This is a genomic window from Corynebacterium sp. HMSC058E07 (assembly GCF_001809885.1).
GTDB lineage: Bacteria > Actinomycetota > Actinomycetes > Mycobacteriales > Mycobacteriaceae > Corynebacterium > Corynebacterium macclintockiae.
Genome location: NZ_KV799239.1, coordinates 1 through 14,855, shown reverse-complemented (window position 1 = coordinate 14,855; position 14,855 = coordinate 1). Strand labels below are relative to the sequence as shown.

Annotated in this window: 10 protein-coding genes; 6 read left to right on the top strand and 4 right to left on the bottom strand. The window is 61.0% G+C overall.

Annotation, left to right across the window (positions count from 1 at the left end):
* Positions 1-64: 64 nt before the first annotated feature.
* Positions 65-1,444, bottom strand: a complete 1,380-nt coding sequence (locus tag HMPREF2678_RS00955; protein ID WP_083303383.1) for an IS3 family transposase — start codon at positions 1,442-1,444, stop codon at positions 65-67.
* A gap of 289 nt (positions 1,445-1,733) precedes the next feature.
* Here HMPREF2678_RS00955 and HMPREF2678_RS00950 point away from each other — a divergent pair, with 289 nt between their 5' ends.
* The 3 genes from HMPREF2678_RS00950 to HMPREF2678_RS00940 all read left to right on the top strand — a co-directional run bounded on the left by HMPREF2678_RS00950 (position 1,734) and on the right by HMPREF2678_RS00940 (position 5,599).
* Positions 1,734-3,113, top strand: coding sequence for a glycine--tRNA ligase (locus tag HMPREF2678_RS00950; RefSeq protein ID WP_034967110.1), 1,380 nt, complete (start codon positions 1,734-1,736; stop codon positions 3,111-3,113).
* 2 nt (positions 3,114-3,115) lie between these two features.
* A complete protein-coding gene (locus HMPREF2678_RS00945) occupies positions 3,116-3,739 on the top strand; it encodes a hypothetical protein (protein ID WP_070550538.1) in 624 nt (207 codons plus the stop codon).
* Between the two features lie 234 nt (positions 3,740-3,973).
* The gene (locus tag HMPREF2678_RS00940; RefSeq protein WP_070550537.1) at positions 3,974-5,599 is read left to right on the top strand and encodes an inorganic phosphate transporter; all 1,626 of its coding nucleotides are present in this window, start codon (positions 3,974-3,976) and stop codon (positions 5,597-5,599) included.
* A 623-nt stretch (positions 5,600-6,222) separates the two neighbouring features.
* Here HMPREF2678_RS00940 and HMPREF2678_RS00935 read toward each other — a convergent pair.
* The gene (locus HMPREF2678_RS00935) at positions 6,223-8,241 is read right to left on the bottom strand and encodes a TPM domain-containing protein (protein WP_070550536.1); all 2,019 of its coding nucleotides are present in this window, start codon (positions 8,239-8,241) and stop codon (positions 6,223-6,225) included.
* A 50-nt stretch (positions 8,242-8,291) separates the two neighbouring features.
* Here HMPREF2678_RS00935 and HMPREF2678_RS00930 point away from each other — a divergent pair, with 50 nt between their 5' ends.
* Positions 8,292-8,915, top strand: coding sequence for a YdcF family protein (locus HMPREF2678_RS00930; RefSeq protein WP_230580371.1), 624 nt, complete (start codon positions 8,292-8,294; stop codon positions 8,913-8,915).
* Between the two features lie 10 nt (positions 8,916-8,925).
* Complete coding sequence (locus tag HMPREF2678_RS00925) at positions 8,926-10,251, top strand: deoxyguanosinetriphosphate triphosphohydrolase (protein WP_035008642.1); 1,326 nt, start codon at positions 8,926-8,928, stop codon at positions 10,249-10,251.
* Between the two features lie 85 nt (positions 10,252-10,336).
* Here the strand turns inward: HMPREF2678_RS00925 and HMPREF2678_RS00920 are convergent, their stop codons facing one another.
* Both HMPREF2678_RS00920 and HMPREF2678_RS00915 read right to left on the bottom strand, forming a co-directional pair.
* Positions 10,337-10,801, bottom strand: a complete 465-nt coding sequence (locus HMPREF2678_RS00920; RefSeq protein WP_043014901.1) for a guanyl-specific ribonuclease — start codon at positions 10,799-10,801, stop codon at positions 10,337-10,339.
* A gap of 10 nt (positions 10,802-10,811) precedes the next feature.
* Positions 10,812-12,569: a GMC oxidoreductase gene (locus HMPREF2678_RS00915; protein WP_051879550.1), complete on the bottom strand. Its 1,758-nt coding sequence runs from the start codon at positions 12,567-12,569 to the stop codon at positions 10,812-10,814.
* 158 nt (positions 12,570-12,727) lie between these two features.
* Here HMPREF2678_RS00915 and dnaG point away from each other — a divergent pair, with 158 nt between their 5' ends.
* On the top strand, positions 12,728-14,701 hold the full coding sequence (gene dnaG, locus HMPREF2678_RS00910; protein ID WP_070550535.1) for a DNA primase: 1,974 nt from the start codon (positions 12,728-12,730) through the stop codon (positions 14,699-14,701).
* Positions 14,702-14,855 lie beyond the last annotated feature (154 nt).

The window sequence follows — 14,855 nt, the reverse complement described above, 5'->3', positions numbered from 1 at the left end:
GTAATAATGCTGAAAGTCAGACACACTTTTGGGGATGCGGACGTTTTTTTAGACAGTTTCGATTTCACGCTACATTGACTTTTCGGTATTCGGCAATGCTCAAACCATCAAGGCTGATCTTGATTCGGTGATTGTTGTAGAACTCGATGTATGTCGCGATTGCTTCTGTGAGCTCTTGGGGGTTCTGCCAGGTTCTGCCGTAGTACATTTCGTTTTTCATTCGGCCGAAGAACCCCTCACATGCTGCATTGTCGGGGCTACAGCCTTTCTTCGACATAGAGCGAAGTATTCCGAACTTCTCGGTCATGCTTCGCCAGCTGCTGCCTCGATAATGTGCTCCGCGGTCTGAGTGAATCACCAAGGATCCATCCATTGCCGGCTTTTCGGTTGCGATTGCTGCGTACAAAGTTTCTTCTGCTAACTCCATGGTGGGATGAACACTTGTTTTTGCTGCCACGACCTTGCCGTCAAAACAGTCGATGATGGCAGACAGGTACACGCGTCCTTGGTTAGTAGCGAAAACACTGATGTCAGTCAGCCACAACCGGTTTGGATGCTCAGCATGAAAATTGCGGTTCACCAGGTTAGGTGGTGCGGGAGAAATTTCCCCTTGATAGCTGGAGTAACGCCACTTTCGTTTCGGGAACCAGGGGTGAATTCCCTCTTCGTGCATGAGACGGCGGACGACCTTCTCACTGATAACGATCCCTCGATGGCGCAGTTCCCACCAAAGTCGGCGATAGCCGTAGGTGTTATTCGACTCAGAACTGATCTCATGAAGCATTTCGCGGATATGCGCGTGCTTATCCGGAGCAAATCGCTGTTGGAGTTGGTAGTAGAAGCTTGATGCCGCAAGATCAATAGCAGCAAGCAGCATAGATAACGGAAACTCGCCGCGTAACGCGTCAACCACTTCAGCCTTGTGCTTATTGCTGAGCTGACCCGGGATGACGCTGACGTCTTTTTTTACAAGTTCCAGCTCCTTTTCCAAAACAGCCTTGTCAACGAGCAGTTGAGCCATTTGCTTTTTCAGTTCTGCAGGATCATCGGCTAATGATTTCTCGAGTGCTGCTCGGGTGGGCATGCAAGTGTGCTCTTTGCGTTCTCTTTTCGACATCAAACCCCATTCTCCCTCGTCACGGTGGCGTTGTGCCCAGGAATAGACACTCATCTTTGAGCGCAGCTCGCATTCCACAGCGATGTCAGCTGGCCTCCAGCCAGCGTGGAAGAGCTCAACAGCGCGAAGCTTGACCTCAAACGGGTAGCGAGTCAGTGTTTTTGACTGTTTGCGGGGTCGACCAGGTTTGGCGGGTTCACGCAACCATTTGTACAGCGTCCATCGCCCTGGATAGCCAAGTTCACGGACGGTCTTGGTCACCGATTGAGTGCGCTTGTAAACCTGCAGAGCTATGCGTCGCTGCTCCTTGGTGTATGAGCGGTTCATGATGGAATCCTCCAAGATTCCGTCCGCATCCCCTTTTGCTACTTAACCCGTACTCCTTGCCTTGAGCAAAGCGTTTTCTGCGTCCTGCGCGGAGCGTTTTATAGGCACTGCGCAGAGCGTGCTTCCCACACCGCGTAAACGCTGTGGGGAACCCACCCCGACCGTCGGCTATTGCCTGGAACAGGCTAAGATGTGGGGCACGACAGCTTAAAACGGCTGAGCTGAAGTTCTGAGCCGGAAAGCTGAGCCTGCACCGAAGCAAAATTCCGACCAAGGAGATACGCCCACCATGGCAAGCACCATTGATTCCGTCGTTAATCTAGCCAAGCGTAGGGGTCTGGTGTATCCCTGCGGTGAGATTTACGGCGGAACCCGCTCCGCCTGGGACTACGGCCCACTGGGTGTGGAACTGAAGGAGAACATCAAGCGCCAGTGGTGGCGCCACATGGTAACCTCCCGCCGCGACGTTGTCGGCCTGGATTCTTCCGTGATCCTGCCGAAGCGCGTGTGGGAAGTGTCCGGCCACGTAGAGGTCTTCACTGACCCGCTGGTCGAGTCTCTGCACACCCACAAGCGTTACCGCGCCGACCACTTGCTGGAAGCCTACGAGGAAAAGCACGGCCACCCGCCGGCAAACGGCCTGGCCGACATCAACGATCCGGAGACTGGCCAGCCTGGCGCTTGGACCGAGCCGAAGGCTTTCTCTGGATTGCTGAAGACCTTCCTGGGCCCCGTCGACGACAAGGAAGGCCTGCACTACCTGCGTCCAGAGACCGCGCAGGGTATCTTCACGAACTTCAAGAACGTGATGACCACCTCCCGCCAGAAGCCGCCGTTCGGCATCGCGCAGGTCGGTAAGTCCTTCCGTAACGAGATCACCCCGGGCAACTTCATCTTCCGCACTCGCGAGTTCGAGCAGATGGAGATGGAATTCTTCGTCAAGCCGGGCGAGGACGAAGAGTGGCACCAGTACTGGATCGATGACCGCCACCAGTGGTACATCGACCTGGGCATTAAGCCCGAGAACCTGCGCCTCTACGAGCACCCGCAGGAGAAGCTGTCCCACTACTCCAAGCGCACCGTCGACGTGGAGTACGCCTTCCACTTCAACGGCTCCAAGTGGGGCGAGCTCGAGGGTGTGGCTAACCGCACTGATTACGACCTGCGCGTCCACTCCGAAGGTTCCGGCGAGGACCTGAGCTTCTACGACCAGACCACGGAGGAGCGTTGGATTCCGTACACCATCGAGCCCGCCGCCGGCCTTGGCCGTGCGATGATGGCCTTCCTTGTTGACGCCTACACGGAAGAAGAAGTACCGAATGCGAAGGGCGGAACCGACACCCGCACGGTGCTGAAACTGGACCGTCGACTGGCTCCCGTTAAGGTCGCCGTTCTGCCTTTGTCTAAGAAGGAGACGCTGACGCCGACGGCGGAGAAAATCGCCGACCAGCTGCGTGGCTTCTGGAATGTGGACTACGACACCTCTGGCGCGATTGGTCGCCGCTACCGCCGACAGGATGAGATCGGTACTCCGTTCTGTGTCACGGTCGACTTCGACACGCTGGAAGACAACGCTGTGACGGTGCGCGAGCGCGACACGATGGAGCAGGAACGCATCAAGATCGAGGATCTGCACAGCTACTTCGCCGAGCGACTGGCGGGTTGCTAGGAATGTCCAGCGATATTCGCTGGGGGCTGCCCAGTGATGGGCACACGTTCCCCATCTATGAAGGTCCCAGCAACGATCTGGTGAAGGTGGCGGAGTTCGCCGACGAGCGCGGCGTCACGAACATCCGCTTCGGCGGCGACACGTGGCAGCTGCACGGCCCCGACGACAGTAACGTCAGCGACAGCGCTGCGGCTGCCGACAGTGCTGCAGACGGTGAGTCGCGCGGCGGTGGCGTCACAAAGAATGGCTGCACTGCCTCGGCGACGACCCAGACGGGCACCTGGACGGTGACCGGCGATGGCAAGAGCTTCGGCAAATCCGGGCGCTACGAGGTTCAGGCCGACCGGCACCGCGTGACCATCATCGCGGAGACGAAGAAGAACTTCGTGCTGGACATTGACGGCGAGAAGGCCGGGCAGTTCACCAGCGAGAACCGCGGTCTGCGGAATCTCCACGTGGAGTTCGAAGGGCCGGGGGAGAAGCTGCCCATCGATGTACGTGTGTTCATTTCGTGGGCGGCGCGGCTGTGCATGGAGACGCGGATGATCAGCTCGTCGTGGGCGATCACCATTGCGCTGCTGCTGTGCATCCCGATTGTGGTTCTCTACTGGATTGGGTTTGTTTAAACCTCTGTGATGGCGCCGGGGTGGGGCGCCTGAGGGAGGGTTCATGACGGCGCCGGGGTGCTTTGCTTAGGTGCCGGAGTGAGGTAAGCGCTGATCAGGAAGGTGCTGAGATTTCACTAGAAATAATGCGAGATTTTCGCGCCTGTTAACCTGTAGTTAACCTTTTGCACTCATTTCTTTTACCTGCATGGGTCAAGGTATTCCTCGTCTGAGATCTTGACTTTTGGAGGAATCTTGTCGGCGACAACCGATACGGCCGCGCCTGCGTCGGCCCAGGGCATAACCCCCGCCCCTGAGGACGGAAACAATACTTGGTGGCACCTGTTCTTCGGCGGCCTTCTGGCTGTGACCCTGGTGACTTTCAGTCTCTGGGCGCACGACTACGTTGGCGAAAACGCCAGCGTAGTCGTGCTGTTGACTACCATCATTTTCGCTGTGTTTATGGCATTCAATATCGGTGGTAACGACGTTGCGAACTCCTTCGGTACCTCCGTTGGTGCCGGCACGCTGAGCATGAAGCAGGCCCTGGTGGTCGCCGCGATCTTCGAAGTCTCCGGTGCTGTCCTGGCTGGTGGCGAGGTTACGGACACGGTCCGCTCCGGCATCGTCGACCTGGACGCCATCGATGGCCTGGAGCCGATGAACTTTGCATACATTATGATGGCTTCCCTGCTGGGTGCAGCCGTCTGGCTGCTTGTCGCCACCCGCATGGGTTGGCCGGTGTCCACCACGCACTCCATCGTCGGCGGTATCGTCGGTGCGGCGCTGACCGTTGGTTTCGTTACCGGTACCGGCGGCTGGTCCATGGTTCAGTGGGGCGCGGTTGGCAAGATCGCGATCTCCTGGGTTCTGTCCCCGGCGCTGGGTGGTGTGGTTGCATACTTGCTATACGGCGCAATTAAGCGCGGAATTCTGGTCTATAACGAGCTGGCTGAAGAGCGCCTTGAGGCGATCAAGAAGGAAAAGAAGGAGCTGAATATTCAGCACAAGATCGCCTTCGGACAGCTCAGCGAGGAAGAGCAGCTGGCCATGACCGACTCGATGATCCGCGACTCGACCACGATGCGCGAGGACAACTTCTCTGAGGACGATCTGGAGTCCGACTACTACAAGAAGCTGCACCGCATTAACAAGTCCGTTGAGGATGTTGAGGCTCACCACGCTCTGGATACCTGGGTGCCACTGCTGGCTGCTGGTGGTTCCATCATTATCTCCGCGATGCTGCTGTTCAAGGGTCTGAAGAACATGAACCTGGAGCTGTCCAGCCTGGGCAACTTCCTGATCATGGGCATGGTTGCAGCTGTTGTCTGGATGGCTGTCTACATCTTCTCCCGCACCCTGAAGAAGCATGCTCTGAGTCGCTCCACCTTCCTGCTGTTCAGCTGGATGCAGGTGTTCACTGCATCTGCCTTCGCATTCAGTCATGGATCCAACGACATCGCTAACGCGCTTGGACCGTTCGTGGCAGTGCTGGACGTGCTGAAGACTAACAGCATTTCTGAGGAATCCAGCGTGGCGCTTCCCGTCATGGTCGCTATGGGTGTTGCCCTGATATCCGGCCTGTGGTTCATTGGTCGCTTCGTGATCCGCACCGTGGGCTCCGGCCTGACGAAGATGCACCCGGCCTCTGGCTTTGCTGCCGAGCTGTCCGCAGCGGCTGTGGTTATGGGCGCATCCGTGCTGGGTCTGCCGGTTTCTTCTACTCACATTCTGATTGGTGCTGTGCTGGGAGTTGGCCTTATTAACAAGGACGCCAACTGGGGCCTGATGAAGCCCATCGCCCTGGCTTGGGTTATCACCCTGCCGGCTGCTGCAATTATCGCCGGCGGTACGGTCTCTGTGCTGCGCGTAGTTTTCTAAGTCAGGCTTACGCATGGTTTAGGTCGGTCAAAGCTGGTTGGCTGGCTACTGCTGAAGCGCTCGCCCTTCGGGGCGGGCGCTTTTTGCTGTTGGGGCTGCGTGATTTCCGTGATTGTGGGGCACTAAATGTCGGAAAAGTTGTAGTTGTCGTAAATTTTGCACAAGGCTTCATATTAGATAACGCTTTGACCTGCGCGTTTATGTAGTTGGAAAGTATCGTCACTAAGGTTTTGCAACTTTTCCGACATTTGCGGGTTTGGTGGGCACCTTGAAGTGTCCTGGGTTTAGTTCCGATCATTTTGGAGCCTTCAGCGGGGGCGTGGAGGGGGGCGCAGTTGGGGGCGTGGAGGGGGCATGGAGGGGACGGAAAGTGGTCGAATGTCGCTAGAACGGGAATCTGTAGGAGCGGAACTTGGCTCGGGAAAATTCGCAGACCGCTGACCTGCGGTTATGTGTAGCTGAAAAATGTTTGCAATAACATATTCCCGTTCTAGCGACATTTAGCTGCCGCGGCTTGGCGGCGTGCATGATGGAATGTCGCTGAGGGGGTTGGTGGGGTGCAAATAGTCTTATGGGGAAGCTGGAAACTGGGGCAGGCAGTCGGAAGCGGGGGGTGCAGCCAGCTAGAAGCTGGAAGAGCCGCTACCACCGAAGTCGCCGCCACCAAAGCCGCCGCCACCGAAGCCGCCACCAAAACCGCCACCAAAACCGCCACCGAAGCCGCCGAAGCCGCCGTTGCCGCTCAGCAGCGAGCCCAGCACCACGCCAGAGACAAAGCTGCCACTGCCGCCACCGCGGTAACCTCCGAAGTTGCTGCCGGTGAAGCCACCACCACGGTTGTTGAAGTCGTTAATGTCCTTGCGAGCCTCCGCCGTGGCTTGCTTCGCCAACTGGTTAGCGCGCTGTGCCGACCGCAGCGCCTGCTTCGGATCCTCCGCGCGCAGCTGTTCCGCCTCGTCCAGTGCAGAACGCGCCGCCTGCGCAGAAGTACGCGCATCCACACCGATGATCTTCCGGCGGTTCCGGATCAGCCCCTCCACGGCCTCCAACCGCTGGGTCGCATCCTCCATGATGCGGTCCACCATGTTCACCGTCCGGGCGTAATCGTTGGCGATGCCACGCGCCTCGTCCAGCTCCACATCCAGCGCGCCATCGGCCTCCAGCAGCTCGGAGTAGCAGCCCAGCGGATCCGTTGACCCCTCAGTCCGCGCCCTGTCCAGTGCCTTGTGCGCCTGGTCCACAGCTTCCTGCAAGTCGTCTCGGTCCAGGTCCGCGCCGGTCTTTGACAGTTCCGCAGCCTCGGAGATCTCGCCTTCAACCTCAGCAATTAGCGCCGGCAGGTTGTTCTGCGCTGCACGCAGGTGTTCTTCCGCACGCTCCACGGCCAACAGCTGGGAATCTGCCTGCTGTAGAGCCAGCTTCGCGGCGCCCAGGGAATCGATAAGTCCGCCCTGCTGCCCGGCCGGCTTGTCCAGCAGACCACGCGCGGTATCCAGTGCCTTCTCGGCCTCCGTCAGGGCATCCTCGGCCACGTCCGGATTGTCGCGCACGGAATCCAGCAGCGCAGGATCAACGCGGGTCTCCGCATCGCTCAGAATTTCCCGCGCGTTCGGAATTCGGTTGTGCAGGCTGATGCTGGTCTGCCGTAGCTTTTCCACCAGCTCGGGCGCGTTCATCAGTTTCTGGCGCAGCTCGGCAAACTTGGCGGCCTGCCCGTCCAGGTTGTCATCGGCTTGTCCGCAGGTAGAAACGATCTCGATCAGCAGGTCGCGCTGCTCCGGTTCTGCTGTGACTAGTCCAGAGCTCAGCCGCTCGTGCATGCTGTACGCCTTGTTCAGCGTGCTGCGGCTGTGCTGCAGTGCTTTGGCCAGGTCGCGGGTGCGTTCTTCGCCGAACTCTCCGCGCGCAACGGAAAGCTCTTCGTCGCCCTTGCGGATCGATTCGTCGGTACTGGTCAGCTCCTCGGCCGCTAGCTCGCGCAGCACGTCGGTGGGCTGCTGGTACAGGTCGCCGACGTTCCCCGGCTCAATCGAGCGCGCGGTTTCCAGCTGCTGTGCGTGTGTCTTTCTCCGGTTCCGGCGAGTCCACACTGCCGCGCCCGCCCCGGCGCCGATCACTCCGGCAGCTCCCGCGCCGATCCACACCTTTGTTGCCGTGGAGGTCTTGCCAGCCAGCTTGTCCGCTGCGGCCCGCGCGCCTCCGGCCCAGTCGTCGTCGGCGAAGTGCTCCCGCGCCGCGTTCTGCAGCTTCTCCGCCTCGCTGGTTTCCACCTTCGCCCCCGCGGCATATCCGATCTGCCGCGTTTCAGTTGCCACGGCCAGCACGATCACGTTCTCGGTGCCGTCTTGTTCGCGCAGCTGCTCGGCCAGCGCTTTAATGTCGCCTGGTGCGGTCGGGACGAAGACGATGTAGAGCTTCTTACCGGATTCCTTCGTTGCTTCTTTTAATGACGCCGTAATGTCCGCTTTTTCCTGCTCAGACAACACCCCGGACTCGTCAACCAGCTGGGATGTAAGTTTCACCTCGCTGGTGGCGGTGGCTGCTGAGGCCGAGGGGGCGTCAATAAGAAAAGAGCCGAATCCGAGAACGGCGCCGGCAGCCAGGATCGCCAGGAAGCGGGTAGGGGAAAAAGTCGGTTTCATACAGCCCACCTTAACGAAAAAAGTGGGGGAGACCGCGTATGGTTTTGCGCATGGCAGTTGCACGGCATCCGGTGAAGCGCGCGGTGAAGTATGTCTTCGTTGCGCTGTTAACCCTCGTCTTGGTGGCGGTGGGTGTGTTCGGTGTGACCGCGTTCCAGATCTGGCATTTCGCTCGGGCGGACGATAGGCGCGCGGCGGATACGATCTTTGTACTCGGCGCGGCGCAGTATGCAGGCAACCCGTCGAATTGGTTCGCCTCAAGGCTGAACCACGCGGCGGAGCTGTACAAACAGGGGGTGGCGCCGACGATCGTCACTGTCGGCGGGAAGGCTGCGGGCGACGAATACACCGAGGCTGCGTCGGGGAAGAACTACCTGGTGGAGAACTTCGACATCCCGGATTCCGCGGTCGTCTCAGTGGAGGAAGGAACGGATACGCTGGATTCCGCGAAAGCTTTTGCCCAGGTGGCGCAGGACCATGGCTGGCAGACCTCCGTGGTGGTGACGGATCCGGCGCATTCGCTGCGGGCCACGCGGATGGTGCGCGACCAGGGGATGCAGGCGTGGGCGAGCCCCACGCGCCAGGGGCCGTCGGTGTTTACCCGAAAGTCGCAGGCCAACTCGATCCTGCACGAGACGTTGGGCATGCTGTACTACCAGGCAGTAGAGAAGTAAGAAAGAAGACATGCGTTACCCGTATAGCGAACACGACCAGCAGCGGAGGTTGCCGGACCGGCCGAAAACCCTGGGTCTGCCTGGGGCGGTAGTTGACGGCCGGGATAGTTTCGACCGCGACCGGGCGCGCGTGCTGCACTCCGCGGCGCTGCGGCGGCTGGCGGATAAGACGCAGGTCGTGGGGCCGGGGTCGGGGGATACGCCGCGCACTCGGCTGACGCACTCGCTGGAGGTCGCGCAAATTGCCCGCGGGATCGGCAAGACGTTGGGTGCGGACCCGGACCTGACGGAGCTGGCGGGGCTGAGCCACGACATTGGCCACCCACCGTATGGTCACAATGGCGAGCGCGCCCTGGACGAGGCTGCCGCCGACTGTGGGGGCTTCGAGGGCAACGCGCAGACGCTGCGCATTCTTGCGCGTTTGGAGCCGAAGGTGCTGGCGGACGCTGACGGCACCGATGGCACTTCCGGCGCTGCCGGCACAGCCGGCACAGCGCCGGTCTCCTACGGCCTGAATCTCACGCGCGCCAGCCTGGACGCGGCCTGCAAGTACCCGTGGGGGCCCGTCGACGAACAGGGCAACAAGCGCGCCAAGTACTCCGCTTATGCCGAGGACGTGGAGACCCTCGAGTGGATCCGCGAAGGCGCACCGGAGGGGCGGAAGTGCCTGGAGGCGCAGATCATGGACTGGTCCGACGACGTCGCGTACTCGGTGCACGACGTGGAGGACGGCATCCTTTCCGGCCGCATCGACTTCGGCGTGCTGTGGGACCTGGTGGAGCTGGCCGCGTTGGCCGAGAAGGGCGCCCGCGTGTTCGGCGGCACCCCGGAGGAACTCTTGGAGGCAGCCGACCGCCTGCGAGGCATGGCGCTGGTTTCCCGCGCGGCGGATTTCGGAGGTTCCATGCAGGACCTCGCGGCGCTGAAGGCCATGACGTCCGAGTTGGTTTCCCGCTTCGTCACCGCCGCTGTCACCGGCACCCGCCAGCAGTTCGGCGAGGAGGCACTAGGCCGCTACGCCGCCGACCTGGTTATCCCCGAACCCGTCCAGGCGGAGGTCACGCTGTTGAAGTCCGTCGCCGTCCTCTACGTGATGGACGAGTCCCGCCACCTGGCCAATCAGCAGCGCCAGCGCGAGCGCATCTTTCGCGTCACGGACTACCTGTGGCGCGGCGGCTCGGGCGCGCTGGACCCCATGTTTTCTTCGTGGTTTGACGCCGCAGCCTCCGACCGCGAAGCACGCCGGGTAGTTATCGACCAGGTGGCCTCGCTGACAGAATCCAGGTTGGAGCGGCTGGACAAACGCGCCAGCGGGATCAGCGCCGCCTGGGCCTAGCTGCACGCTGCTGCTCACGCTGCGCGCTGCCGCTCACGCTGCCATCAACGTTGCACACAATGCGGTGCGAGTCAGCGCAAACCCGCTAGTCTTCCGCGTCCGGGATGGAGCAGAAGCTCTCGAAGTGGTCGGAGGTGTAGTACCACACCTCCGGATCCGTCTTGGTCCCACCGCCGACGACGATGCGGCGCGCACCCCGGTGGTTAACCCCCGGGGTCTTCACGGTGTATTCGCGGTAGTAGCTGCCCTTTTCCTTCGGCAGCAGGCCCTCGTAGTTGCCGAAGTGCTTGCCGTCGGCTTCCCCGTCGTCCGGCGGAGCGTCCTGCAAAATGTCGTCGATCTGCTTCTTGGCTTCCGGCGGGAGGGTGTCAACGGCGCAGGTGTCGGCGTCATTACTAGAAACACCGGAAGCACCACCCTCGTTTCCGTCGTCATGCAGGCCGAACCAACCGGCCGCGACAACCGCCGCGCCGATGACCGGCGTGGCATATTTGGCCCACTTTTTGGGCACGAGACTATTCGAAAGGCCCTGCGAACTTCCCTGAGACATAGGGAAGAGTTTAGAGCACGCGCAGTGGCAGGCGGAGGGCGGCCGGTGCGTCGTCCGGAACCATCGGGTTGTTCGGCTGTACAGGGTCGATGCGACGGTAGCCTTCGGACTGCGGCGGGCGCGGGTCGGCCTCGCCCTTGTTCGGCCACATGGCGGCGGCGCGCTCGGCATTGGCGGTGATGGACAGCGACGGGTTCACTCCCGGGTTCGCGGTGATGGCGGAACCGTCGGTGATGAACAGGCTGGGGTAGCCCCACGCGCGGTGGTAGGGATCCACCACGCCGTGCTCGGGGGAGGAGCCAATCACGCAGCCGCCCAGGAAGTGCGCGGTCAGCGGGATGTTGAAGACCTCCGACCACACGCCGCCGGCGATACCCTTCGGCAGCATCTTCGCCAGGATGCGGGTGGCGGCGTTGCCCTCGGGGATCCAGGTGGGGTTCGGCTCGCCGGTGCCCTGCTCGGAGCTCAGCATGTTGAACGGGCCGACCTTGCGCAGGAAGGTGCGCAGCGAGTTGTCCCTGGTCTGCATCACCAGGTTGATGACGGTGCGCTGCGACCACTTGCTCAGGTTGAGCAGGCGGGGGATGGCCTTGTACTGCAAAACCACCTGCTTGAGGAATTCCAGGAAGCGGGGCTGCAGCTTATCGCCGTCGGTCATCAGGGTCTGCAGCAGGCCCATCGCGTTGGAGCCCTTGCCGTAGCGCACCGGCTCGATGTGCGTATCCGGGGCTGGGAAGTAGGAGGAGGTGATGGCCACGCCCTCGGAGAAATCCATGTCGGGGGAGTACTTGGAGAGGTTGGCTCCCAGCAGGGCTTCGGAGTTCGTTCGCGTCAGGTGCCCCAGCTTGTCCGAGAGCTTCGGCAGGTTGCCGTTGGCCTTCTGTCGGTGCAGCAGATTCTGGGTGCCCCAGGTGCCTGCGGCGACGACCAGGTTATCGGCGGTGAAGGTGCTGGTCTTGGGGTTGCGCTTGGTGATCGGCCCGGTCTGCTTCGCCTGCACCGTCCAGGTGGTGCCATCGAAGGTGATGTCGGTGACGGTGGTGCGGTCGTGGACCTTCGCCCCGCCCTTCTCGGCCAGGTACAGGTAGTTCTTCAGCAGGGTGTTCTTCGCACCGTGGCGGCAGCCGGTCATGCATTCGCCGCACTCGTGGCAGGCGGTTCGGTCGGGACCGACGCCACCGAAGTATGGATCCGGAACAGTCTCACACGGCTTACCTTCGAGCCCGACCTTTTCTCCAAAGAAAACACCGACGGGTGCCATGCGGAATGTGTCGCCCACGCCCATTTCCTCGGCAACCTTCTTGGAGTAGACGTCGGCGGGGGTCATGGTGGGGTTCTCCACCACGCCGAGCATCTTCTGCGCCTGTTTGTAGTAGGGGGTGAGCTCGTCTTCCCAGTCGGTGATCGTGTTCCACTGCTTGTCGTTGAAGTAGGCCTCGCCCGGCTGGTAGAGCGTGTTCGCGTAGTTCAGCGAGCCGCCGCCCACGCCCGCGCCGGCGAGGATCATCACGTCTTTGAGCAGGTGGATGCGCTGGATTCCGTACAGGCCCAGGTGCGGCATCCACAGGAAGTCCTTCAGGTGCCAGGAGTTCTTGGCGAATTCTTCGTCCTTGAAGCGGCGGCCGGCTTCGAGGATGCCGACGTTGTAGCCCTTCTCCACCAGGCGCAGGGCGGTGGTGGAGCCGCCGAAACCAGAGCCGATAATCAGCACGTCATAGTGGTTGTTGGTCTGTGAGGCGTTCTGTGAGTCAGTCTGCGAGCTAGACATGGTAGTCAACCATCCCTCTTCCATTGGTGTGACGTAGATCCTATTTTGAACACGTTAGCGCCACGAATAGCCGTGATGTGTTGTTTAAGAAAAATAGCTTTCCGGCGCCGGAATGCTGCCCGATCCAGGCTGTCCGGGGGTTGTACTAGCATGTGGCTATGGCTAAGGGCAGGATTCCGGAGCGGGACATCGAAGCAATTCGAGAGCAGACCCCAATCGAAGAAGTAGTGGGGGAGTATGTGCAGCTCAAACCGGGTGGCGTCGATTCCATGAAGGGACTTAGCCCGTTCAAGGACGAAAAGACCCCCTCGTTCCACGTGCGACCGAACCATGGCTACTTCCACTGCTTCTCCACGGACCAGGGCGGCGACGTTTTCAAGTTCCTCATGCTGATGGAACACATGTCCTTCCCCGAGGCCGTGGAGGCCTGCGCCGAGCGCATCGGCTACCGCATCAACTACGAGGGCGGTCGGCCCGGCAACCGGGAGGAGCCCGGCACGCGGCGCAGGTTGGTCGCCGCAAACAAGGCGGCCTTTGAGTTCTACCGCAAGGAATTTCTTGGTGACGCCGAAGGCGCGGACGTTGCCCGCAACTTCCTGATCGAACGCGGCTTCACCATGGAACACGCCGAGCAGTTCGGCTGCGGGTATGCACCGGCAGGATGGGATCGGCTGACGAAGCACTTGCAGCAGAAGGGCTTTACGTTCAAGGAGATCGAGGCAGCGGGCCTGGGCCGCATGGGTAAGCGCGGCCCGATCGATAGGTTCCACCGGCGCCTTTTGTGGCCGATCCGTTCGGTCAGCGGTGATGTGATTGGCTTTGGTGCCCGAAAGCTCTTTGACGATGACAAGCTGGGCAAATACCTGAATACGCCGGAGACGATGCTGTACAAGAAGTCGAAGGTGCTGTTCGGCATTGATCAGGCGAAGCGGAACATTGTCTCCAAGCACCAGGCCGTTGTGGTGGAGGGGTACACCGACGTGATGGCCATGCACGCCGCCGGGGTGGATACGGCGGTGGCTGCCTGTGGCACGGCCTTCGGCGGGGAGCACCTGGCGGCGCTGCGGCGCTTCATGCTGGACGACCAGTTCTTCCGAGGCGAGATCATCTACACCTTCGACGGCGACGAGGCGGGGCAGAAGGCAGCCATGCGTGCCTTTGAGGGCGATCAGCAGTTCGCCGGGCGGAGCTATGTGACGGTCGCGCCGGGCGGGCAGGATCCGTGTGACGTGCGCATAAAGCGCGGCGACGCGGCGGTACGCGAGCTAGTGGCCTCCCGCATTCCGATGTTCGAGTTTGTGATCCGCACCCTGATTGCCGACTACGATACGGCCAGCATTGACGGGCGCGTGCACGCCCTGCGGCGCATGGTGCCGGTGCTCGCGGGAATTAAGGATGAGGCGCTGCGCGATGAATACGCGCGCCAGGCCGCGGGCTGGGTGGGCTGGGATAACCCCAATGATGTTCTGGACGAGGTGCGCAAGGAGGCGCGAAAGTCCGGCGGACAGCGGCCAAACCTTAAGCTGAAGAAGGGCGCCGGCCAGGCTAATGGCGTGGCAGCCCAGAGTGATGCTGGCGCTGGCGGTGCAGGAAATGCAACCGGCCCCAACTTGCACGTGGTCAAGGGCATGGAACGCCCCAATCCGAACGATGACTTTTTGGAAGGTCCGCGCGAGGTGATGAAGCTAGCTTTGCAGGAACCGCAGCTGGCTTCCACCATTTTCGACCTCATGCCCCCGGAGAGCTTCGTGCATCCGACATACGTGGCGATGGCGGAGGCGGTGGCGTCGCTCGGAGGGGCGGCGAACAACGACGGTGGGCCGAGCTGGATCGAAAAGGTCGCAACCCAGATGCAGGACCCGATGGGGGCGGCTGTGGTTTCGGAGCTGGCGGTGGAGGATCTGCATTGCCCACCGGAGCGGCTGCCCTATTACGCCGATGCGATCATGGCGCGGATGCAGGAACGCTGGGTGGGCAGCGAGATTGCGGATATGAAGTCCAGAATGCAGCGTATGCGCCCCGACCTGCAGAAAGAGGAGTACAACGCGCTGTTTGCGGATGTGATTGCGCTGGAGAAGTACCGACGCTCGCTGCATGAGCGCGCGGCGGATTTCGGCGACTTTACGCGCTAGTAAAACTGCTAAGAAAACTGCGCGCTAACGCTTCTTCTTTATTCAAACCCTGTAGCGCCACTCGATCGCGGTTCCATCCGCACCTGGATGGTTGATGTTGCCGATCATGGCATTTATCCCGCCGGTACAATTCTGAACATCCGCACTCGGTGTT